Genomic DNA, 21,880 nt, shown 5'->3' with positions numbered 1-21,880 from the left:
GCACCGGAACAGGGGCGGCGACGGCCCCGCCCCGGTGCCGATGACGGGGCGTCGCGGCGCGTCGGCACCGACGGAGCCGGAACGCCGACCGCCGGGGCCGTACGGTTCGCCCGGCGGCGCGACCGGACGCACGGCGGTCGGCCCGCCCCGGAGCGGGACGGGCCGACCGCTCCCGCCGGATCAGCGGGCCAGGTGCACCGACTCGGGCAGCAGTTGGCTGGGCGCGCCCACGTAGGAGACGTACAGCGCGTCGCGGGCGCGGGTGCAGGCGGTGAAGAGCAGGTTGCGCTCCTCCTGGTAGACCTGCTCCAGCGCGACCGGGTCGCCCTCGGCGCCGCTGATCGCGGCCTTGGGCGGCAGCAGCGGCTCGCTCAGCCCGACCAGGGCCACGTAGCGGAACTCCTGCCCCTTCAGGCCGTGCAGGGTGCCCAACCGCACCGCGTCCACGTCCGCAGAGGCGTCCAGCGGCGCGGTCGCGATACCGCTGACGTGCAGCTCCTTGGCGATGTTGCGCACCACCCACTGGTTGCGCCCGGCCACCGCGACCGACGACGGCTGCGCGCCCGCCTCCAGTTGCGCCTGGATCCACTCGCTCAGCGCGGCCCACTCCTCGGCGCGGCTGACGCAGCCGCGCACCACCGGCTCGGGCCCGTGCAGCACCGAGGAGTAGCCCTCGGAGCCCGGCCCCGTGGAGCGGCCCAGGATCGGCAGCGCCCAGTCGAGGATCTCCTGGCTGACCCGGTAGCTGGTGCGCAGCCGGTGGCCGCGGCCGCGGACGTTGATGCCCAGCGAGGCCAGCGAGACCCGGGTGTCGACCAGCCGCTGCGCGGGGTCGCCCACGATGAACAGGTCGTCGGGCCCCTCCGGCACCATGGCGCGCAGCAGCCGCCAGTGCGCGGGGTGCAGGTCCTGGGCCTCGTCGACGACGACGTGCCGGTAGCGCGGCCCCGAGCCGCGCAGCAGCCGCGCCGCCTCCTGCGCCACCTGCGGGTAGGACCACTCGCCCGCGGCGCGCATGGCGCCGGTGTAGCGCTGGACGGCCTCCCACACGTGCGGGCGGAACTCGGGCGCCAGGTGCAGCATCCGGCCGCTGCGCTCGCAGCGGACGTAGTCGGGCAGCGAGGCGAGGTCCTGGGCGAGGATCACCTGCTGCCACTCGTCGACGAGGAAGCGCCCGGAGAACGGCAGGCCGTCGATGCGGGCCGCCGAGCGCCACCGCTCGGCGAGCTCCTCGTCGCCGAGGGTCTGCGGCGGCGTCCCCGTACGCTCCTGCAGGATGCCGCGGGCCAGGCTGTCGACGGTGACCACCTCGATGCGGGCGCGCACGTCCGGCGCGGACACCAGCCGGTTCAGGTGGGCGGCGAGGGTCTGGGCGAGCAGGCGGCTGCCGGTGGTGAGCAGCACGCTGGGGCGGGCCGCGGGCCCGTGCTCGGCCGCGTCCAGTTCGGCCAGGTGCACGGCGCGGTGCAGGGCCAGCACCGTCTTGCCGGTGCCGGGGCCGCCGGTGACCTGGGTCGACCCGGCGAAGCGGGCGGTGGCCAGGTCCCGGTGGTCGGGGTGCGGGGTGAGGACCCAGTCGCTGAAGGGCAGCGCCAGGGCGTCCGCCAGCTCCACCGGGCCGCGCACCGGCGGGGCGGCCTCGACCGGCTCGGGCGGCGCGGGCATCTCCACCAGCTCCAGCTCGGGGCCGGTCTGCGCCCGGTAGACGCGGGCGTAGGAGACGGCCTCCTCGCGGCGGCGGACCCCGACCAGGCAGTAGGAGCCCTCGTGCGAGGGGGCGACGATGCCGGACCAGTCCGGGCTGATCTGGAGCACCCGGACCCGCGGGTCGGAGGCGTCCGAGACGGCCTCCAGGTGGTCGCCGTCGCCGGCGAGGTAGGACCGCACCGCGGTCAGGACCGTGTGCTGGGCCCCGGAGTCCAGCCGGGAGAAGTCGTTGAGGAAGGTCGGGGCGATCGCGAGTTGCGGCACGGGCTGATTCCCTCCGGTCACCGTGTTGACGTGGGACATCGCGTGGGGAAGAAGGCTGGCGGCCACCGCTTCTACTGAGAGGTCTACACTTCCCGGAATTCCGGCAAACCACTTGTGGACGACAGGAACCGGAAGCGGCGCGGTCCCCCTCTCGTACGGTAAAACACCAGGTCAGGGCGGTTGATTCCGCTGCTTTCGAAGGTATGTCCGAAGAATTTTTCGCGGTCCGTCGCGACCTGCGGGTTTGTCCGGCCTCCCGGTGTCCGTAATTTGGTTTATCTGATGTCCGTAACGCGGGTGCGGGGGAGGGGAGGGCGCCGGGAGCGCCGTGCCCGCCCCGGTCGGGGCGGGCGGCGGCCCGCGGGCCGCACCGGCCGGGGAAGGCGGTGTTCTCGCCGGTCCGGACCGTCCCGTGGCGGATCGCTGCGGTCGGGACGACCCCGGTCCGACCGGGGCGGCCGGTGCGGCGTGCGCCGGGGCGGGGTCCGGGACGGCGCGTCGGTTTTCGGTCAGCCTTCCGCGGCCGTGCGGCCCGCCCGGGACCGGGTGCCTGGCCGCGCCGGGAGTCCGCGGGTCGACCCGTGCCCGGGCCGCCCGCACCCGCTCCGGAGCACGGACGCGGCACCGGGCGGCGTTTCCGGCGGGGGAAGCGGGAGGATCAGCCCTCGTCGTCCATCAGGTAGGGGTGCACGGCCGGGTTGCGCACCTCCGGGTACGGGGCGAACCAGGAGTGGGCGTCCTGGGAGAGGAACCCCAGCGGATCGGCGGAGGAGTCGTTCGGGTCGGCGGCGTCCAGGTCCTCCAGGTAGAGCCAGGCGTAGTCGTGGCGGGAGTGGGCGCGGCTCTCGAAGACCGCGAACATCGCGGTGACGTCGTCGGGGTCCACCGCGGCGAAGGACACCAGCAGGTCCTTGGCGTTCTCGATCAGGATGTGCAGGGCCAGCGACTCGGCGGTGGACGCGGGCGGCACCCACGGGGGGGAGGTCAGCCGGGAGTAGACCACGGCCGAGGCGACGAGGAACCTCTTGGCGAAGCCGACGTCGTAGTGGTGCCGGTAGCGGACCGGCAGGTCGTGCAGGACGAACAGGCCCTCGGAGTCGTCGGCCGTCCAGTTGGACTCGTCCTTGTCCAGGGACTCGGCCTCCTCGTCCAGCGTCATGATGTCCATGAGCAGTTCCTCGGTCAGCACCGAGGCCCGGTCGACGAGCGCGCCGGCGGCGAGGAACCGTGCGTCGGGGTCCTCCGTGGACGGGCCGAAGGCGTCGAGGTCGAACGCGCGCAGCCGGGGACCGAGCGCGAACAGGCGGCGGCGCTGCACGGTGACGTCCTCGATCGGCAGGCCGAGCCCGGGGGAGACCAGGCTCTCGTCCGAGCCGCCTTCGAGGGCCTCGGCGAGTTCGGCGTCGCTGACGGTCACCTCGCACTTGCCGACCCGCCACTCCGCGAGCAGCTCGGTGCGCTCCAGGATCTCGTAGAGCAGCGCCTCGGCGCCGTTCTCGGCAAAGCTCAACGCGGGAGCGTCCACCAGCAGCTCGACCACCGCCCCGGTGGGGCCGACCTCCAACCGGTGGTCGTAGGGGGTGATCTCGACCCCTTCGGGGCCCTCCACCGTCGCCACCCGGTCAAGCCATTCGGAGAGCAGCGCGGCGGCTCCCTGCTGCTGGAGCTCGTCGAGTCCGGGCGTCCCGACGGGAAGCGTCAGCTCGGCGGTGATGCGGTATTCCAAGGAAGGCTCCCAAAGCGGCTCGATAGATGGAATTAGAGCATGACCGGGGGCCTGTCGGGTACGGTCCCCCGGCCCGCCGCGACCCGCGCTCCCACCAGGGAAGCTGACCGGAGCCGGGCAGATGTGACCGCGGACGGGCAAAGACTTCACAACCGCTGGTCAACACGGTGCCGGAGCCGGGATGGCGGTGCGGGCGCCGGGTAGCGAGGAGGGTTCGACACGGCCGACAGAACATCCGAGCGCCCGTGCGCGGTGGGGAGCATCCGGCATGACGGACGGTTCCGGCCAGGGACCCCGAACCGGCGACGGCCGTCTCCGCTGACCAACCGGCAGGGACACCCGGTCTACGACAACCAGAACCAGCGCACGGTCGGCCCCCGGGGCCGGCGACCCTGGAGAACTACCACTTCCTGGAGAAGATCAGCCACTTCGACCGCGAGCGGATCCCCGAACGCGTCGTGCACGCCAGGGGGACCACCTCCTTCGGCTACTTCGAGTCGTACGGCACGTGGGGAGACGAGCCCGTCGACCGCTACACGCGCGCCAGGCTCTTCCAGGGCAGGGGCAAGCGCACCGACGTCGCGGTCCGCTTCTCGACCGTGATCGGGGGGCGGGACTCCGCGGAGACGGCACGCGACCCGCGGGGCTTCGCGGTCAAGTTCTACACCGAGGAGGGCAACTGGGACCTCGTCGGCAACGACCTGGCGGTGTTCTTCGTCCGCGGCGCCATCAAGTTCCCCGACGTCATCCACGCGCTCAAACCCGACCCGGTGACCTTCCGCCAGGACCCCAACCGGACCTTCGACTTCATGTCGCAGACCCCGGAGTCCATGCACATGCTCCTCAACCTGTTCAGCCCGCGCGGCATCCCCGCCGACTACCGGCACATGCAGGGCTTCGGCGTGAACACCTACAAGTGGGTCGACGCCGAGGGGCGGACCCGCCTGGTCAGGTACACCTGGATGCCCCGGCAGGGCGTCCGCAGCATGACCGAGCAGGACGCGGCCAACGTCCAGGCCACCGACCTGGGCCACGCCACCCGGGACCTGCGCGAGGCCATCGACCGCGGGGAGTACCCCGAGCGGGAGCTCCTGGTGCAGATGATGAGCGACGACGAGCACCCGGAACTGGACTTCGACCCGCTCGACGACACCAAGACCTGGCCGGAGCAGGACTTCCCGCCCAGGCCGGTCGGCCGCACGGTGCTCAACCGCAACGTCTCCGACCACTTCCTGGAGAACGAGCAGATCGCCTTCGGCACCGGGGTGCTCGTCGACGGCCTGGACTTCTCCGACGACAAGATGCTCGGGGGCCGCACCTTCTCCTACAGCGACACCCAGCGCTACCGGATCGGGGCCAACTACCTGCAACTGCCGGTGAACCGGGCGAAGAACGCCCCGGTGCGCACCAACCAGCAGGGCGGCGCCATGGCCTACGGGGTGGACGACGTCGGGGACAACCCGCACGTCAACTACGAGCCGTCGATCACCGGCGGCCTCCGCGAGGCGCCGCGCTCCGGTGTCGGGGCCCGGGGACCCGAGATCACCGGGCGGCTGACCCGCAGCCGGATTCCGCGCACCGACGACCACAAGCAGGCCGGGCAGCGCTTCCGCCTCATGGAGCAGTGGGAGCGCGACGACCTGGTCGCGAACCTCTCCCAGTGCGACCCCGCCGTCCAGGAGCGCATGGTGTGGCACTTCCTGCTCGTCGAGGACGAACTGGGGCTGCGCGTGAGCGAAGGGCTGGGCGTCAGGCCGCAGGACGTGGCACACCTGGAGCTGCTGCGGGGCCGGGTGCTGACCGACGAGGACCGGGCGCGCCTGGCCAACCTCGGCCGCAACGGCCCCCGCGACGTCTCGGGACTGACCATGACCCACTGCGTGCCCAACGAACGGCACGTGGTGAAGCACTGACTGGGTCCGGACGCCGCAGGCCCGTGGACGGTCCGCCCGGGACCGGCCCGCGGACCCTACACGGGCTGCGGGCCGGCCAGCACACCGCAGCGCCGCAGCAGTGTCACCGCGTGCCGCCCCAGCGGGGTGAGCGCGCAGCACTCGCCGAGGTCGAGGTCGTAGCGGAGCCGCACCAACCCCAGCGACTCCAGGGCCTGGAGCGCGGCCGCGGCCTCACCGCGCACCGTGCCGAAGGCCCCGTCGGCGGCGCCCAGCACCCCCAGGGGGAGGAGGCCGTCGGCGGCGTGCAGCCGCTCCAGCCACCGGGCCGGAAGCGGGCACCCCGGGGACGCCCCGGGGACGCGGCAGGCCCACAGCAGCGGCAGCAGCTCCACCCCCGTGCGCCACACCCGTGCGGCGTCGTCGGGCAGCAGCGGGTACGCGGGGCCGGGCAGCACCCAGGCGTGCTCCCGCACCCCGCCGCCGGTGCGGCGCTCCCGCCGCCCCACCACCACCTCCAGCATCCGGGCGGCCAGCAGGAACTCCAGCAGCGCGGTCTCCTCCTCGCCCAGAGCGGTCGCGGTGCGGCCCTCCGCCCACGAACCGAGGCTCAGGTAGGTGTGGCGGCGCGCCCCCGGCCGCCCGGGCAGCGGTTCGCGCGACAGCGGCCGCTGCTCGCCCAGCCAGCACAGGAACTCCTGGACCCGCAGCACCAGCGGCGCCGCGCGGACCGCCCACACCAGTTCCCGAACGTCCATGCACAGCCTCCAGGGGAGTCGAGGGTGTGCCGCGTGGGACGCGGAGAACCACCCGGGACGGGTGACGCGGCGTGGGACCCACACTAGGCGGTCGCGCCGCAGGGCGGCAGCGCCGCCCGACAGCCTGTGGACAACACGGGCCGCACCCCGCAGCGGGGCGCGGCCCGGAGCTGGTCAGCCGCCGGGCCGTCCGCAGCAGGGTCCCGCCGACCCGCGGCGCCCCCACGACGGGGAGCCCCGCCGCGACCACCCGCCCGCCGCGCGCGGCCACCCGTCCTGCACCACGTCCTCGGCCGTGCCCACCCCGCCCGGCAGCCGGTAGGCCACGCCGGACCCGACGCCGCGGGGCGACTCCCGCTCGGCGTCGGGACGGTCACGCGGCCCGGGGCCGCGGCCTCCTGCTCCGTGCCTCCTCGCTCGGTCCGGCGAACCGGGGCAGGGGAGGCAGGAGGTCAGGGCCGCCGGGCGCCGTCGCCGGTGAGGCGGTGCAGGGCGGTGCGGGCCGCCCTGCGGACCCCGGCGTCGGGGTGCTTCTCCCCGAACCAGGTGAGCAGGAACCGGGCCTCGGGGTGGCGCAGGGACAGGGCCAGGTCGAACAGGGAGGCGCCTCCCACGCGCAGCGGCATCTCCGCCAGGTGCTCGGCGTCGAGCAGGTCCAGGCGGGCCAGCGCGGCGACGTTGTCGAGCATCACCCAGGGCAGGTCGCCCGCTCGGAGGTCGCTCTCCTTGAGGAAGCCCGCGTCGAAGAGCCAGCTCCGGGCCTGGGCGCCGAACCCGGGGTCGTCGCGCAGCTCCTCGTAGACCGGACGGGCCTCCGCGGCCCGCTCGGCGGTGACGGCGCGCACCGCCGCCCGGTGGGTGCAGTCGTCGGTGCGGCGCGCCACCGCGACCAGTTCGCGCACGGCGGCCGCGGGGCCGCGGGCGGCGATCCAGGCGTCCAGGTCGGCCTCGCCGAACGTCTTGCCGGTCGCCGCGCGCTCCAGCAGCACCTCGGCGTCCTCCGCCATGAGTTCGTCGAACTCGCGGATGCGGTAGCCCTCGAAGGTCAGCTCGTCGAACGCCTTGGCGACCCCGAGCGGGGTGAGCCGGTAGGCCGGTTCGTCGAGCGGGTCGGCGTCCTCGCCCGAGGGCTCCTGCTCCACCGCGCCGAGCTTCTCCAGCTCGCCGAGGACCAGGCCCACGGCCGTGGTGAAGCGGGCCTGCTCGACGTCGTCCAGCGTCCCGCCCAGGCCGATCCGCTCGCCCAGCACGGCCACCGTCTCCACCAGCAGTGCGACGGACAGCGGGGCGCTCTCGATGAACAGCGCGGTCAGCGGGGCGACGGCGAACTCGTCGGGGGCGAGGCCGAAGACGTCGGCGAAGGACTCCTCGTCCAGGTCCAGTGCCGCGGCGACCGTGCCGCTCACCTCGGCGAAGGCCGTCTCCCACACCTCGTCGGGATCCTCGGGCAGGCCGCCCTCGGACCGGGCGCGCAGGCGGGCGACGGCGGGAGCGGCCTCGATCGCCGCCTCCCGCTCGCTGTCGGAGGGCAGCCGGGGCGCCTGCCAGGAGTACCCGGCCCGCCCCGGGCCGGCGAGCAGCGGCTTGAGGCCGACCGCCTCGCCCTCGGCGACGGCCGTGAGGATCTCGTCGTCGAGCGGGATCTCCCCGGACTCGGTCCGCTCCTCGAACTCGGCGACCTGGTCGGGGTCGTCCACGTCGTAGCCCAGTTCGGTCATCAGCCGGTGGAGGTAGGCGCCGACCCGGTGCTCGGCGGGGTCGGCGACCGCCTTCCGGTAGGGCTCGGCGAGCTCGTCGACCGCGTCCAGCAGCTCCGCGCGCGGGTCGGAGCGCCTGTCGAGCAGGCCGCGGTCGTCGAGGAAGCGCAGCCAGGCGTCCAGCGCGGCGCGCACCTCGGCGACCCGGGGCGCCGGTCGGCCGCCCTCGGGCAGCCAGTGCAGCATCAGCGCGGCCACGTCGTCGACCTGCCAGCGCGCCAGCAGCCCGTCGCCGCCCTCGTTGAACTCGCCGTACTTGAAGTCCAGCAGCTCCTCCAGGGCGCGCCGGGGGACTCTGGCGCCTCGTCCGCGCCCGTGGCCGAGCACCCGGCGGACGAACCGGTCCCGGTGTTCGGCGAAGGTGTCCGGATCGGCGTTGGTGAAGACCACGCGCATGAGCTAACGACCAACCTGAGACGTAGGAACAGCACGAGCACAAGAGACAATGCCCGGGAAACCCCGGCGAACCACGCGCGAACCGGGCGGCAGCCTGTGACCGGACCTCTCGCACTCTACCTTCCGCCCGTGGGGGAAGGCGGTCCCGTGCGCGGCGCGAGAAGGCCCGGAAGTCGCGTCCGAAAAGATCTACAAGGTACAGTTGTCCGGTTTTGTCGCTGTGGGGGGGCAGGGAGGCGCGGCGCCCGTACGGCCCGACCGCGCGGACACCGCGTCAGTCCCGCGGCAGGAACGGACTGGGCTCGCCGTGCCAGCTCACGTACAGCGCCTCGCGCGCCCGGGTGCACGCCACGTACAGCAGGCTGCGCTGCGCGGCCAGGTCCGAGCGGTGCTGGTTCTCGTCCAGGTCGGGACTGGTGACGTGCTCCATCAGCGGCAGCGCGGCGGCGGTCACCCCCGTCACCGCGACGGCGCGGAACTCCAGCCCCTTCACCCCGTGCATGGTGGTGACCCGCACCGCGTCCGCGGAGTCGTCCACGGTGTGCTGCTGCGGGTTGAAGCGGGCGGCGGGCAGGCCGTGGCCGCGCAGCGCGCTGACGACCTCGGTGACGCCCCGGCGGGTGCGCGCGGTCACGCAGATGTCGCCCGGCGCGATCCCCGCGGCCCGCCAGGAGCGGACCTGCCCGGCCAGGGCCGCCAGCTCGGCCGCGGCGTCGGGCGCCCCGTGCAGCACCGGAGGGGCGCCCCGCAGCAGGGAGTGGGTGGAACCGGGCGGCTCCGGGGCGCCCGTGCCCGGTTCGGTGCTCCCCCGGCCGCGCATGATCCGCTCCGCCCAGGTCAGGATCTCGGTGGTGGTGCGGTAGTTCACCCGCAGCGGATGCGACCGGCCGACCACGTTGATGCCCAGTTGCCGGAAGGAGACGGTGTTGTCGTAGATGCGCTGCCGGTTGTCGCCCGCGATGAACATGTCGTTGGGGCCGGGCGCCACCGCGGCGCGCAGCGTCCGCCACTGCGCCGGGTGCAGGTCCTGGCCCTCGTCCACGACGATGTTGGTGTACGGCTTCTCGGAGCGCGCGCCGAGGATGCGGGCGGCCGCCGCGTGCAGCTCCAGCGTCGGCAGTTGCTTGGTCCGCCGCATCCAGGCGCGCGCCACGGAGATGGCGCTCCAGATCTCGCGCCGCTGGTCCGTGCTGAGCGGGGTGGAGCGGCCGCGCCGCGCGTCCGGGTCGAGGTAGCCCTCGACGGTGGTGATGCCCTGCGCCATCACCACGTGCCGGTACTCCTGGAACACGAAGTCGGCCGACCAGGGCAGCCCGTGCTTGCGGACCACGTTGGCGAACAGGCCGCGCGCGTCGGAGTCGAGGCGCAGCCCGACGTCAGGCCACTCCTCGCGGACCACGTTCAGCGCCAGCTTGTCGGCGGTGACCACGTCCACGTCGGCGAGCAGCTCCTCGTCGAGCAGCAGCGCCAGGTCGCGCCGGAGCGACTCCACCAGGGCGTTGGTGAAGCTGGTCAGCAGCACCCGGCCGCCCAGCGGCAGGTGCTCGGCGAGGTGCTTGACCCGGTGCAGCGCCACCACGGTCTTGCCGGTGCCGGGGCCGCCGTACACCAGCGCCGGGCCGTGGAACACCGGGCGGTAGGCCAGCGAGCGCTGGGTGGGGTGCAGGAACACCCGCCAGGCGTCGAACTCGCGGCCCAGCACCTGCTCGATGTCGCTGTCGTCGTCGACCAGCACGACGCGGTGCCGGGTGTTGCGGATGGCGGTGTCGTAGTCGTCGGGGGCCACCGGCCCGCCCGACACCGCGCGGCGCGGCTGCACGACCTCGCGCATCACCTGCTCCACGGGCATGCCGTCGGCCAGGTGGAGCAGCACCTCGAACTGGTCCTGCGGGACGGCGGGACCCCAGTCCACCAGCTCCTCGCGGGAGGTGAGGGTGCGGCAGAACCGGACGGTCTCGGCGTCCACGCCGAGCTGGCGCAGCGCCTCGTCGCTGACGTCGGCGAACAGCGCGGGCTCGGGCGGCTCGGGTGGGGCGGGGGAGGGCGCTGCGGTGCGTTCCCCCAGGGCACTGGCGTCGCGCCGCTCCAGGGTGCCCATCACCGGGTTGACGTCGTGGCGCTGGTCGGCCGCCCACTGCGCGGCGCTCTCCCGGGGCAGCAGGTGGACCAGCAGGAACGTCTCGCCGGACTCGGGGGCCAGCAGCACCCCGGTCCAGGAGTCGCTGATGCGGAACGTGCGGATGCGCGGGTCCTGGCCCTCGGGAAGCGCCTGGATGAGCAGGTCGGGGTGGGCCAGCAGCTCGGGCAGCGGCAGCTCCCGGAACTTGCGGGTGATCGCGGCCAGCCGCTCCCGGGTGGGCCGGTCCAGCTTCTCGTACTGGGGAAGGCACGTCGCGTCGACGGCCAGTCGCGGCATGAGCCTCCCTTCACCCGTGTTCCTGCGCGCGGCGGAACCGCACGGTCATCGTTCCCCATCACATGCTCCTCCGATCATTAGCAGCGGACAGTGACAGGAAGGCCGGTCCGGGGCGGGGCGGGTGCGAACGCGGCGAACGCGGGTAGCGGCGGTGGCGACAGAGCGGTGCGCGAGAGAGGAGCGGCATGAGGGCCGTCGTCTACGACTCCTACGGGGGACCCGACCTGCTGAGGACCGCCGAACTCCCCGAGCCGAAGGTGGGACCCGACTCGGTGCTGGTCCGGGTACGGGCCGCCGCGGTGAACCCGGTGGACTGGAAGATCCGGGAGGGGCGCATGGACCGGCTGCTCGACGTCTTCTTCCCGGCGATCCCCGGCTGGGACGTGGCCGGGGTGGTGGAGCGGCCCGGAGTCGCGGCCCCGGAGTTCGCGCCGGGCGACGAGGTGGTCGGATACGTGCGGGAGGACGTGGTGCGGCGCGGCACGTTCGCCCAGAAGGTGGCCGCCCCGGTGCGCACGCTCGCCCGCAGGCCCGCCGGCCTGTCGTGGGCGCAGGCGGCGGCCCTGCCGCTGGCGGGGCTGACCGCCTACCAGACGCTGGTGCACCTCCTGGGCGTGGGCGGGGACGACACGGTGCTGGTGCACGGCGCCTCGGGCGGGGTGGGGTCGATGGCCGTCCAGATCGCCGCGGCACGGGGCGCCCGTGTCATCGGCACCGCCTCCCCGCGCAACCACGACTACCTGCGCTCGCTGGGAGCCGAGCCGGTGGCCTACGGGGACGGGCTGGCCGCCCGGGTGCGCTCGGTCGCCCCCGACGGCGTGACCGCCGTCCTCGACCTGGCGGGCGGTGCGGCGCTGGCCGCCACCCCCGAGGTCGCCGCCCCCGGCGTGCGGCTGGTGTCCGTCGTGGACCCCCGCGTCACCCGGTACGGTGGCCGGTACCACTTCGTCCGCCCCGACGGCGCCGACCTGGCCGCGCTGGGGGAGCTGGTCGAGGCGGGGAAGCTCACCGTCGAGGTCGCCAGGGTGTTCCCGCTGGAGCAGGCCGCCAACGCCTACCGGTTCGCCGAATGGGGGCACACCCGGGGGAAGATCGTCGTGGAGGTCGAGTGAGCGCGCGGCGCCCGGACGGCCCGCGGGCGGCATAATCGCGGGTATGGACGGCAACCGCGGATCTGACCCGCTGCACGGGGTGAACGACGTCGACTGGGCTGCGCTGGCCCCGGAGCGAGGGAGGGAGATCCCCGGTCTGCTGCGCGCGGTGCGCGGCGCGGACCAGGAATCGGCCCTGGTGGCGCTGCACGAGATCCTCGCCTGGCCCGGTCCGGGCTACACGGCGGCGCCCCAGGTGGTCGGCTTCCTGCTGAACCTGGTGGAGGAGGGCGTGCCAGGCCGCCACCTGGTGATCAACCTGGTGCAGGAACTCGCCGTGCCCGCGATGGCCGACCACCTGCCGGACCGGCGGGACCTGGCGCTGTGGCGCGACGAGATCGCATGGCTGTCCGGCACCGACCTGCCCACGGCGCGCGACCGCTACGCCGAGTGGCTGGCGGAGGCCCCCGACGAGCAGGAGCGGCGCCGGATCTCCGGACGGCTGCGGGCGCTGGAGCACGCGGACGGCATCGCCGTGGTCACCGCCGAGCTCGCCGCCTACGAGGCGGTCCGCGACCGGTTGGGCGTCCTGCTGGGCGTGCTGGAGGGCGCGGCCAACCGGGGCGGGGACTCGGTCGCCGAGTGGGCGAGCTACCTGCTGGCGTGGTACCCGGAGGAGGCCGACCGGATCGTGCCCGCCCTGCTCAACGCGGGCGACCCCCGGCAGACCCACCCCGACCTGCGGCCGCTGCCCGCCGAGGTGTGGGCGCTGGGCATGCTCTCCGCCCCCGACGACGTCACCGTCACCGTGCACCTGGGGCAACTGCTCAACGACGCCGACGACGACCTGGTGTTCGCCGCCGCGCTGGCGCTGGGCCTGCGCCACGGCCCGGCAGCGCCGGAGCAGGCGGTGGCCCGCCTGCTCGACGCCGAGTTCTGGGACGACCACTTCGGCACCTGCCTGCCGCAGTCGGGGCCGGTCGAGCCGGCCCACCTGGGCATGCTCGCGATCGGCGCGATCGACGACCCGGAGATCCGCGCGGCCAAGGCCGAGCGGCTGCGCCGGGTGCTCGCCTACACGGGGGCCGCGGGCTGGGGGATCGTCGTCGCCGACGCCCTGGAGACGGTCTTCGGCCCGCGGCCCGGTACGCCGGACTCCGCCGCCGTCGACTTCGCCTCCTGCGACGAGGAGCAGCGCACCGTGCTGGAGGCCGTCGCGGCGGTCGACGACGCCGGCTGGGCGGAGGGCGGACTCGCCGAGGTCCTGGCCGCCTGGGGGCTTCCCGCGGAACGCGCCGCGCTGCGCTCCTTCGTCGGGGCGGCCCAGGAGGCGCCGTCCGGTGCGACGGCGCCGCCGCGGCCGGAGCCGGGCGGAGGGCTGCTCGGCCGACTCTTCGGCGGTCCCCGGTAGCGGTGGGACGCCCCGGAAAACCGGGAACACGACGCCCGGTTGGTTCGTCTCACCGATCGTGACGATCTCAGAGGAACACCGAGACACGGTCCGCTGGCTGGGGCAGGCCGTGCGGTGGAGACGGGCGGCGGTGGTCGTCGCCGTGCTGCTGGCGGTGGCGGCGCCCGTGCCGCTCGTCTGGCTGCGTGCGACCACCGCGCAGTACCGGTACTTCCCCGAGGAGGTGCCGTACCGGCCGGTGGCGCTGGTGCTGGGCGCCGGGATCACCTCCGACGGGAAGCCCACCCGGCTGCTGGAGCGCCGCCTGGAGCTGGCCGCCGAGCTGTACCACGCGGGCCGGGTCGAGGCGGTGCTGGTGAGCGGGGACAACAGCCTGGAGCACTACAACGAGACCGACGCGATGTACGACTACCTCGTCGGCGTCGGGGTGCCGGGGGCGAAGGTGGCGCGCGACTACGCGGGGTTCAGTACCTGGGAGTCGTGTGTGCGGGCACGTGAGGTCTTCGGGGTGCAGGAGGCCACCGTGGTCACGCAGACCTTCCACCTTCCCCGTGCGGTGGCGCTGTGCCGGGCGGCAGGACTGGACGCGGTCGGCGTCGGCGATCCGGCGTGGGACGACCGCGCCCCGGCCATGGCGTACGGGCACGTGCGCGAGGCGCCCGCCGCGGTCAAGGCGCTGTTCGACATGGTGGTGCGTCCCGACCCGACCTTCCTCGGCCCCCGTGAGACGACGGTGGACGAGGCGCTGGCCGCCGAACGGCCGGAGTGACCGGCCCTGCCGGGCACTCCCTCACGGCCCGGCGAGGGCGCGCAGCGCCGCGCGCACCGATCCGTGCGCGGCGTGCAGGGCGTCGGCCGCAGTGGGCACGTCCACGCCGGTGAGCAGGCAGACCAGGGCGATCCGGGTGTCGCCGTCGGCGCGGTTGAGCGCCTCGGCGCACTCCTCCTCCGAGAGCCCGGTGGCCTCGGTGAGGATGGTGACCATGCGTCCGCGCAGCTTGGCGTTGGTGGCCACCACCCCGACCATCAGGTTGGAGTAGGTGTAGCCCAGACGCACCATGACCGCGGTGGAGAAGGCGTTGAGCACCAGTTTCTGCGCGGTGCCCGCCTTCATCCGGGTGGAGCCCGCGATCACCTCGGCCCCGGTGGCCACGCCGACGTGCACGTCCACGTCCGCGGCGAGCGCGGAGTGCGGGTCGGCGGTGACCAGCACGGTGCGCGCGCCCGCCTGGCGGGCGCGGTGCAGCGCCCCGGCCACGTAGGGGGTGCGACCGCTCGCGGTCAGGCCCACCGCCAGGTCGGCGGAGGTCACGCCGGACGCGTCGGCGCATCCGCAGGCGAAGTCGTCCTCGATGCCCTCGCGGGCGTGGACCAGCGCGCTGGGGCCGCCCGCGTGGTGGGCGATCACCCGGTCGCGGGCGATGCCGAAGGTGGGCGGCAGTTCGGCGGCGTCCATGGTGGCGAGCCGCCCCGAGGTGCCCGCGCCGAAGTAGTGCACCCGCCCGCCGCCGCGCAGCGCCGCCACACCGAGGTCGACGGCCCTGGCGAGCTCGGGCAGGACCGCCGCCACGGCGTGGGGCACGGTCGTGTCCTCGGCGTTGATCAACCGCAGTATGTCCACGGTGGGCAGTAGGTCGATGTCGTTGGTGCCGCTGTTGCGCGCCTCGGTGGGGACACGCACGATCTCTATCGGTGCGGATCGCATCTCGTCTCCTTCGCCAGTGGCGACCGTGCTCCGGTCACCGCCTACCGCTTTCTCGTGTCCGTGCTGCTCAGGTCCTCCACGGCGGGGCACTCACGCCTCCTAGGATCTGCGCCGGTCCTCCCGTGAGACCCGCAGGCCGCGCACCGCCTCATAGGTGGCTTCCAGCGCTTCGCGGGTGTCGGTGTAGCGCAACTGGGCGAGCCCGACGAACACGCAGTCGACGACCGTCAGTTGGGCGAGCCGGCTGGCGGTGGCGCCGGAGCGGAACGTGGTCTCGCGGGCCGCTGTGGTGAGGATGTGGTCGGTGACCTCGCTGATGGGCGAGCGGGGGAAGTTGGTGATGGCCACGGTGGAGGCGCCCCTGCGGCGCGCCTCGGCGAGGGCGTTGACGGTGTCGCTGGTGGCGCCGCTGTGGGAGATGCCGATGGCGACGTCGCCGGGACGCAGCACCGCGGCGCTGGTCAGCATGGCGTGGGCGTCGGTCCAGGCGTGCGAGATCATGCCGATCCGGTGCAGCTTCTGCTGGAAGTCGGAGGCGACGAAGGCGCTCGCTCCGACGCCGTAGACGTCGATGCGGTGGGCTCCGGCGAGCAGTTCGATGACGTGCTGGAGGGTCTCCACGTCCAGTTGGGAGCCGGTGTCCTCCACGGCGCGCGCGTCGGCGTAGGCGATCTTCTGGACGACGGTGACCAGGGTGTCGTCGGGGTTGATGTCGCCGGTGAGCTCCTGGGCGCTCCCGCGCGCGCCCCGCGCCTGGCCGGCCTCGGAGGCCAGGCGTAGCCGCAGTTCCCGGTAACCGGCGAAGTCGATGGTGCGGCAGAACCGGATGACGGTCGCTTCGGAGGTGTCGCAGTCCCGGGCCAGTTGGGTGATGGAGGAGGCGGCCACCCGTTCGGGGTCGTCGATGATCCGCTGGGCGACGCGCTGTTCGGCCGGGGCCAGTGAGGGCAGCAGTGAGCGAATCTTCAGCACGGTGCTGGGGGTGGCGCCGTCCCCGGCGGAGGGACCCCCGTTGCCGTCGCTTCTCTTCGCCATCTGGTTCATGTTGGAAAGTTTCTTTCTCTCGTGAGCTCCCGTCAACTGATGCAGGGGAGCAAAGGTCGGTTTTGGTCGCTACATAAGTGTGATTCGGTGTTTTCCCGGCCGTGTCCGGGGGATCCGGTCTGTCGAGGTCGCCCCTACCCGCGGTGAGCCGCCTCAGTGGGGAACGGCCGGACGACAGTGGCCGGGGAGAAAGAAGCGTACGTGCTTGGTGCGGACAATGTGCCGTATACATCTCCTCCTGTGCCGGAGGTGACGGATACGGCCGGGCACGGAGGGCGAGGAGCCGAAAGCCGGAAGTTCCGTCCGCCTTCGACCACGGAGCGTCGCCAGGACGACGCGGATCACGTATAGGGTTCGGGGCATGGGAGACGAAGTCGTCCTCGGAGTGGACGCGGGCGGCACGCACACCTGCTGCCTCGTGGTCGGTCTCGACGGCAGGGTCCGCGGGCACGGCCGGGCGGGCGGGGCCAACCAGCGCTCCAGTGCCGACCCCGCCGCCGCCTTCGTGGACGCGGTGGCCGCGACACTGCACGAGGCCGGGCCGGTCAGGGTCACGGGCGCGGTGTTCGGAGTGGCCGGAGCGGGAGCGGCGGGCCTGGCAAGGGCCGAGGAGACCGTGCAGCGGGCCTGGTCCGCCCTGGGACTGCCGGGGCGCCCCGAGGTCGGCGACGACATCGGGGTGGCGTTCGCGGCCGGCACCGCCGAGGCCAGCGGTGCGGTGCTCATCGCGGGCACCGGAGCGGTGGCCGCGGCCGTCCGCGACGGCCGGATCGAGCGCCGCTGCGACGGGTGCGGGTGGCTGCTGGGTGACGAGGGGTCGGCGGTGTGGATCGGTATCGCCGGACTGCGGGCCGCGCTGGCCGCCCTCGACGGCCGCGGATGTGACACGGTTCTCACCGAACGCCTGCCCGCCGCCCTCGGCGTTCCGGTCGGCGACCAGCAGGCGCTCATCGGCGCAGCCTACGCCGTGGCCCCGGCCGAACTCGGCGCGCTGGCCCCTCCGGTGTGCGCCGCGGCCGAGGACGGGGACAAGGCCGCCGCGGAGATCGTCGCCGACGCGGCGGCGCGGCTGTTGCAGAGCCTGGCCGCGGTGGTGGCCGAGCCGGTCCGCCCGCCGCTGGTGCTGTCCGGCGCGGTGCTGCGGGAGGGGCCCGTGGCCGAGCGGGTGCACGAGGCGCTGCTGGAGCGCTACGGCGTGCGCCCCGTCGTCGCAGCTCCCGGCGAGTACGGGGCCGCCGCCCTGGCGCTGCGCCGGGCCGGGCGTCCGGCCCGGCTCCACGAGGAACTGCTCGACCAGGCCCGCGCCGGATGAGCCGCGCACCCCACACGAAGAATCCTCGGCCGAACCGTCTGGGACGGGTCGAGCACCCCATCGGAGTCGCTAAGGTCTGAAACATGTCTCACAACGAGGAACAGCAGACCGACCCGGCCGGTTCGACCCAGAAGTTCCAGCGCTTCGTCGCGGAGAACAAGGAGGCCGAGACCGAGCCCCGCCGTCCGATCCTGCCCTACGTGCTCGTCGGCGTCGGTGTGGTCCTGTCGATCGCCATCATCCTCACCGTGGTCCTGACATGGTCCTGACCACCGAGAGGCCGGGCGCCCGCGGTACAGGCGGGCGCCCGGCCGCAGAACCGCTCCGTTCGCGGCGGGCCCCGGGTCCTGCTAAAGTTTCCAGGGACGGAACGGCAGACCTCCTGGTCCGAAACGTCGCGCGCCATTAGCTCAATTGGCAGAGCAGCTGACTCTTAATCAGCGGGTTCGGGGTTCGAGTCCCTGATGGCGCACCCACCCTCCCCGGTGTGACGGCTCGTCCGAGCCGCAGCACCGGGGTTTTTGCTGTTCCGGAGAGAGACACGCCCTGTCCCGCCGTCGGCGGGAACCGGCCTCTCCGGGTGCCGGAGAGGCCGGACCCGCGCTGCGGACCGCGGCCGAGCACCCACCCGGGCAACGGGCAGCAGGACCGGACCCTCTATCGTCCTGTGATTGGACGTCTGGAAGTCCGGCGTCCCGGCCATCGGGAGAGGTGTATGGCGCGACCGTCCACAACAGCCCCCGTTTCCGCGTCCCGGGTCATCGCGCCGCTGGTGCTCGCCGCGTTCGCCTACGCCACCGCGCAGACCACGATCGTTCCCGTCGTCCCTCACGTCCAGGAGACCACGGGAAGCACTCCCAGCCAGGTGGCCTGGCTGGTCACCGGTTTCTTCGTCTCCTCGGCCGGGCTCACCGTGCTCGCCGGGCGCTTGGGCGACCTGTTCGGCCGCAAGCGGGTGCTCTGCGCGGTCCTCGCGGTCTTCACGGCCGGCGCGGCGCTCGCGGCGGCGGGGGAGACCCTGGCGCCGATCGTCGCGGGGCGGGTGGTCATGGGGATCGGGGGCGGGGTGTTCCCACTGGCCTACTCCATCCTCGGCGCCCGGCTGCCGCGCGACCGTGCCGCCCTGGGCATGGGGATGATCAGCTCCATGTTCGGCGTCGGCGGGGCTCTCGGCCTGCCCCTGGGCGGCCTGGTCGCGGCCGCCACCGGACACCACGGGCTGTTCGGCGGCACCGCCGCCGTGGCGCTGCTCGCGCTGCTCGCCGTCGCGGCCCTGGTCCCCGCCGACCACGGCGGGAGCGGCGGGAGCGGCAGCGTCGACTGGCTGGGCGCGGTGCTGCTCAGCGCGGCCCTGGGCGGGCCGCTCGTCGCGGTCAGCCGGGCCGAGGAGTGGGGGTGGAGCGGACCGTGGACGCTCGGCCTGCTCGCCGGCGGCGCGGTGGCGTTCGCGCTGCTGCTCGTGGTGGAGGGCCGGGTCGCCCAGCCCCTCGTCGACCTGGCGGTGATGCGGCGGCGCGACGTCTGGGCGGCGAACCTGATCACCCTCCTGGTGTCCGCGGGGCAGGGCACCATGTTCTTCCTCGTCCCGCAGGCGGTGCAGTTGCCCGAGGCCAGCGGGGTGGGACTGGGCGTCGGGGTGGACCGCGCGGGGCTGTTCCTGCTGCCGACGGCGCTGCTGGTCGTCGTCACGGGGCCGGTGACCGGGCGGGCGGTCGCCCGGTTCGGGACGCGGCCGCCCCTGCTGTTCGCCGCGGTGACGGGGGTCTGCGGGGCGGCGCTGCTCGCCGCGGGCGCGGGGAGCCCGGTGCTGCTGGTGGTCGGCAGCGCGGTGACCGGCCTGGCGGGCGGGGTGACCTACGCGGTGCTGCCCGCGCTGCTCGCCGACGCCGTCCCGCTCGACCAGCTCGGCGGCGCCAACGGCGTCAGCACCATCGTGCGCCACGTGTCCCTGGCGGCCGTGGCGCAGCTCGCCGCGGCCGTGCTGGTGCTGGGCACCCCGCAGGAGGCCCGGTACCCGCAGGAGTGGGCCTTCACCCTGAGCTACGCCGTCTCGGCCGTGCTGTCCGCCCTGGCGCTGGTCCCGATCGGGCTGCTGCGCTCCCGCCGCGCCGCTGGGGCCGACCCGGCGGCGGGGAAGCCCGGCGGATCCGAACCGGCCGCACCGTCCACTCCGCAGATCAGGTAAAGTTCTGTACGTCGCCACGGAGGACAGCGCAACTCCGGGCGGGCGCCATTAGCTCAATTGGCAGAGCAGCTGACTCTTAATCAGCGGGTTCGGGGTTCGAGTCCCTGATGGCGCACTCACGGCCCCGGCAGGGTGAGCAGCAGTGCCGCTCCGCCGGGGCCTTTTCAACGTCTACTCCGCGCGGCGCAGCCAGCCCAGCAGCGGCGGGCGCGGCGGCTTGGGCGGGCGCACCGACACTCCCGTCCACTCGCGCGCCAGCAGCTCCCGGACCCGCTGCCGCCGCGTCGCCCCCGGCGCGGCCTCCGCCCCGGCCAGCGCCAGGACCTCGTCGAGCAGCTCGCCGGGGAGCGGGCGGTCCGCGGGGTTCTTGGCCATGGCCGCCAGCACCAGCCGCTCCAGCCCCGGCGGCAGGCCGTCCAGGTCGGGCTCCTCGGCCACCACCCGGTGCGCGAGCTCCTGGGGGGAGCCGTGCCCGAACGGGTCGTGGCGGGCCGCGGCGAACGCCACCAGAGCCCCCCACAGGAACACGTCGGAGCGTTCGGTGACGGGCTGCCCCCGGTACTGCTCGGGGCTGATCCACCCGGGCGTGCCCACCAGCGAGCGGCGATTCCGCGCGGCGGCCGGGCGGCCGGGGCGCAGCGGACGCCGCGGCGGGGAGACCCCCCGCTCCCGCGCCCGCCGGTACATGCGGCGCAGCCTCAGGTGCAGGGTGGGGTCCTCGTCGGCCTGGGCGATGCCGAAGTCCACCACCTTGGGCCCGGTGGCGGCGAGGATCACGTTGCTCGGCTTGAGGTCGCGGTGCACGATCCCCGCGGAGTGGATGGCGCACAGCGCCTCCACCGTTCCCGCGGCCAGCCCCAGCAGCATGCCGCCGCGCAGCGCGGAGAACCGCTCCACGTGGTGGCGCAGGGTCGGCCCGGCGACGAACTCGGTGACCAGCCACGGCTGCTCGGCCTCCACGTCGGCGTGGACGAACCGGGGGACGCAAGGGCTGTCCACCCGCACCATCAGCCTGGCCTCGCGAGCGAAGTTGCGGCGGAACTCCGGGTTGGCCGCGTGCTCGCGGTGGATCACCTTGACCGCCAGATAGCCCTCGATGCCCTCGGCGACCCCCGCGTAGACGGTGCCCATGCCGCCCGAGCCGATCCGTCCGATCAGCCGGTAGGGCCCCATCGAGGGAGGGTCGTCCGGCTGTAGCGGCTTGAGGCGCCGGGGACCGCGCGCCTTCACCGTGCACCCCGGGGGAGGCGGAGGCGACGGGCAACTGCGGTGCGGCGCGGAGTCGGTGTCACGTGAACGGTCCCTGGGTGTGCTGGGGCGGTGGAGCTTCGAGCTTAGAACGCGGCGGCCGTCCCGCGCACCCAAGGCAGAACTTCGCGTTCTACGCGAACCAGACAGGGGTGGCGCGCAACTCAAGAGGTGGTAAAAGGAAGGGACTACTGGGCGCGTCCAGGCGCGGGACCAAGAGAGGGGCCATGATGGTCGACGTCCGGCACACCGAAGAGGCCCGTGCCAGGGCACTGCGCTCCCTCGTCGCACGGGGGATCCTCTCCGCGGAGCAGGCACACGCGGTCGAGGTCGAGCTGCGCGCGGCCGAGGGCGGCAGCGCCCCGGCGCGCTGGACCGAGATCATCGGCTTCGTCGGCGGCGGACTGGTGTTCGCCGGAGTGGTCGCCCTGGTGGCGGCCTCCTGGGAGGACCTGGAGCAGGTCGTCCGGGTCGGCCTGCTGACGGCGGTGGCCGTGCTGGCGGGCCTCGGCGGCCTCGCCGCGGCGGGCACCCGGCTGCTGCGCCGCGGCCCCCTCCCCGACACCCGCCGCCGCATCGGCGGCACCCTGTTCGTCCTCACCTCGATCGCCGCGACCATGGCCGTGGGCGTGGCCCTCGAACCCGAGAGCACCACCGGACCCGCCCTGCTCGGCCTGGTGCTCGCGCTGCTCGGCTACGCCGCGGCCCCCACCGCGATCGGCCTGCTGACCTGCGGGGGCCTCAGCGCCTGGGCGCTGTGGTCGGTCCTGGAGGACCTCGACCTGATCAGCAACGAGATGCTGCCCTACGGGCTGGCCACGCTCGCTCTCGGGCTGCTGTGGGGAGCGGTCGCGCTGCGGCTGCCCAACCAGCGGACCGGCCTGGTCGTCGCCGCCTCGTTCGCGCTGTTCGGCGCGCAGGCCCCGCTGTTCGACGGCGAGAGCTACGCCCCGCTCGCCTACGCGCTG

General features: G+C 74.0%; 15 protein-coding genes, 2 tRNA genes and 1 pseudogene. 10 read left to right on the top strand and 8 right to left on the bottom strand.

Annotated features, from left to right (window positions below; genetic code table 11):
- Window positions 1–180: 180 nt before the first annotated feature.
- Both AC529_RS16620 and AC529_RS16615 read right to left on the bottom strand, forming a co-directional pair.
- Window positions 181–1,971, bottom strand: coding sequence for a UvrD-helicase domain-containing protein (locus AC529_RS16620; RefSeq protein WP_068758278.1), 1,791 nt, complete (start codon window positions 1,969–1,971; stop codon window positions 181–183).
- 658 nt (window positions 1,972–2,629) lie between these two features.
- Window positions 2,630–3,697, bottom strand: a complete 1,068-nt coding sequence (locus AC529_RS16615) for a hypothetical protein (RefSeq protein WP_068758277.1) — start codon at window positions 3,695–3,697, stop codon at window positions 2,630–2,632.
- A gap of 268 nt (window positions 3,698–3,965) precedes the next feature.
- Here AC529_RS16615 and AC529_RS16610 point away from each other — a divergent pair.
- Window positions 3,966–5,610 (top strand): annotated as a pseudogene (locus tag AC529_RS16610) (catalase).
- Window positions 5,611–5,666: 56 nt separating this feature from the next.
- Here the strand turns inward: AC529_RS16610 and AC529_RS16605 are convergent.
- From AC529_RS16605 to AC529_RS16595, 3 genes are all read right to left on the bottom strand, one after another.
- Window positions 5,667–6,347 carry a hypothetical protein gene (locus tag AC529_RS16605; RefSeq protein ID WP_068758276.1) on the bottom strand — a complete coding sequence of 227 codons (681 nt, stop codon included), beginning with the start codon at window positions 6,345–6,347 and terminating at the stop codon, window positions 5,667–5,669.
- Window positions 6,348–6,799: 452 nt separating this feature from the next.
- Entirely contained in the window at window positions 6,800–8,494 is a 1,695-nt protein-coding gene (locus tag AC529_RS16600) for a hypothetical protein (RefSeq protein ID WP_232306789.1), read from the bottom strand.
- A gap of 280 nt (window positions 8,495–8,774) precedes the next feature.
- Window positions 8,775–10,916, bottom strand: coding sequence for a UvrD-helicase domain-containing protein (locus tag AC529_RS16595; protein ID WP_068758274.1), 2,142 nt, complete (start codon window positions 10,914–10,916; stop codon window positions 8,775–8,777).
- A gap of 185 nt (window positions 10,917–11,101) precedes the next feature.
- Between AC529_RS16595 and AC529_RS16590 the strand changes: the two genes are divergently transcribed.
- Genes AC529_RS16590 through AC529_RS16580 form a run of 3 tightly spaced genes read left to right on the top strand, consistent with a single transcriptional unit; the run spans window position 11,102 to window position 14,187 of the window.
- A complete protein-coding gene (locus AC529_RS16590; RefSeq protein WP_068758273.1) occupies window positions 11,102–12,028 on the top strand; it encodes an NADP-dependent oxidoreductase in 927 nt (308 codons plus the stop codon).
- 43 nt (window positions 12,029–12,071) lie between these two features.
- Complete coding sequence (locus tag AC529_RS16585) at window positions 12,072–13,418, top strand: hypothetical protein (RefSeq protein WP_068758272.1); 1,347 nt, start codon at window positions 12,072–12,074, stop codon at window positions 13,416–13,418.
- 58 nt (window positions 13,419–13,476) lie between these two features.
- On the top strand, window positions 13,477–14,187 hold the full coding sequence (locus AC529_RS16580; RefSeq protein WP_394326453.1) for a SanA/YdcF family protein: 711 nt from the start codon (window positions 13,477–13,479) through the stop codon (window positions 14,185–14,187).
- 21 nt (window positions 14,188–14,208) lie between these two features.
- On the opposite strand, the gene murQ is transcribed toward AC529_RS16580, so the two are convergent.
- Together murQ and AC529_RS16570 are read right to left on the bottom strand one after the other, a co-directional pair.
- The gene (murQ, locus tag AC529_RS16575; protein WP_068758271.1) at window positions 14,209–15,123 is read right to left on the bottom strand and encodes an N-acetylmuramic acid 6-phosphate etherase; all 915 of its coding nucleotides are present in this window, start codon (window positions 15,121–15,123) and stop codon (window positions 14,209–14,211) included.
- A gap of 99 nt (window positions 15,124–15,222) precedes the next feature.
- Window positions 15,223–16,158: a MurR/RpiR family transcriptional regulator gene (locus AC529_RS16570; protein WP_068758329.1), complete on the bottom strand. Its 936-nt coding sequence runs from the start codon at window positions 16,156–16,158 to the stop codon at window positions 15,223–15,225.
- A 370-nt stretch (window positions 16,159–16,528) separates the two neighbouring features.
- Here AC529_RS16570 and AC529_RS16565 point away from each other — a divergent pair, with 370 nt between their 5' ends.
- The 5 genes from AC529_RS16565 to AC529_RS16545 all read left to right on the top strand — a co-directional run bounded on the left by AC529_RS16565 (window position 16,529) and on the right by AC529_RS16545 (window position 19,779).
- Window positions 16,529–17,479: a BadF/BadG/BcrA/BcrD ATPase family protein gene (locus tag AC529_RS16565; RefSeq protein ID WP_068758270.1), complete on the top strand. Its 951-nt coding sequence runs from the start codon at window positions 16,529–16,531 to the stop codon at window positions 17,477–17,479.
- 83 nt (window positions 17,480–17,562) lie between these two features.
- Window positions 17,563–17,748 carry a hypothetical protein gene (locus AC529_RS16560; RefSeq protein WP_068758269.1) on the top strand — a complete coding sequence of 62 codons (186 nt, stop codon included), beginning with the start codon at window positions 17,563–17,565 and terminating at the stop codon, window positions 17,746–17,748.
- A gap of 130 nt (window positions 17,749–17,878) precedes the next feature.
- Window positions 17,879–17,951, top strand: a tRNA-Lys gene (locus AC529_RS16555).
- A gap of 243 nt (window positions 17,952–18,194) precedes the next feature.
- The gene (locus tag AC529_RS16550; RefSeq protein ID WP_068758268.1) at window positions 18,195–19,664 is read left to right on the top strand and encodes an MFS transporter; all 1,470 of its coding nucleotides are present in this window, start codon (window positions 18,195–18,197) and stop codon (window positions 19,662–19,664) included.
- Window positions 19,665–19,706: 42 nt separating this feature from the next.
- Window positions 19,707–19,779: transfer RNA gene (locus AC529_RS16545), tRNA-Lys, on the top strand.
- A 56-nt stretch (window positions 19,780–19,835) separates the two neighbouring features.
- On the opposite strand, the gene AC529_RS16540 is transcribed toward AC529_RS16545, so the two are convergent.
- Window positions 19,836–20,894, bottom strand: a complete 1,059-nt coding sequence (locus tag AC529_RS16540; RefSeq protein WP_068758267.1) for a serine/threonine-protein kinase — start codon at window positions 20,892–20,894, stop codon at window positions 19,836–19,838.
- A 245-nt stretch (window positions 20,895–21,139) separates the two neighbouring features.
- Here AC529_RS16540 and AC529_RS20615 point away from each other — a divergent pair.
- A partial coding sequence (locus AC529_RS20615) for a DUF2157 domain-containing protein (RefSeq protein WP_068758266.1) occupies window positions 21,140–21,880 on the top strand: 741 nt, incomplete at its 3' end.

Origin of the sequence: Thermobifida cellulosilytica TB100 (assembly GCF_001517975.1) — a bacterium.
Classification (GTDB): Bacteria; Actinomycetota; Actinomycetes; order Streptosporangiales; family Streptosporangiaceae; genus Thermobifida; species Thermobifida cellulosilytica.
This window is presented reverse-complemented; position numbering and strand designations above follow the sequence as displayed.

Bases quoted from the DNA above. Each gene is read 5' to 3' on its own strand.
- AC529_RS16570 (WP_068758329.1), bottom strand. From the start codon at position 16,158: ATGGCGAAGAGAAGCGACGGCAACGGGGGTCCCTCCGCCGGGGACGGC.
- AC529_RS16605 (WP_068758276.1), bottom strand. From the start codon at position 6,347: ATGGACGTTCGGGAACTGGTGTGGGCGGTCCGCGCGGCGCCGCTGGTG.
- AC529_RS16590 (WP_068758273.1), top strand. From the start codon at position 11,102: ATGAGGGCCGTCGTCTACGACTCCTACGGGGGACCCGACCTGCTGAGG.
- AC529_RS16560 (WP_068758269.1), top strand. From the start codon at position 17,563: ATGTCTCACAACGAGGAACAGCAGACCGACCCGGCCGGTTCGACCCAG.
- murQ (WP_068758271.1), bottom strand. From the start codon at position 15,123: ATGCGATCCGCACCGATAGAGATCGTGCGTGTCCCCACCGAGGCGCGC.
- AC529_RS16550 (WP_068758268.1), top strand. From the start codon at position 18,195: ATGGCGCGACCGTCCACAACAGCCCCCGTTTCCGCGTCCCGGGTCATC.
- AC529_RS16595 (WP_068758274.1), bottom strand. From the start codon at position 10,916: ATGCCGCGACTGGCCGTCGACGCGACGTGCCTTCCCCAGTACGAGAAG.
- AC529_RS16565 (WP_068758270.1), top strand. From the start codon at position 16,529: ATGGGAGACGAAGTCGTCCTCGGAGTGGACGCGGGCGGCACGCACACC.
- AC529_RS16585 (WP_068758272.1), top strand. From the start codon at position 12,072: ATGGACGGCAACCGCGGATCTGACCCGCTGCACGGGGTGAACGACGTC.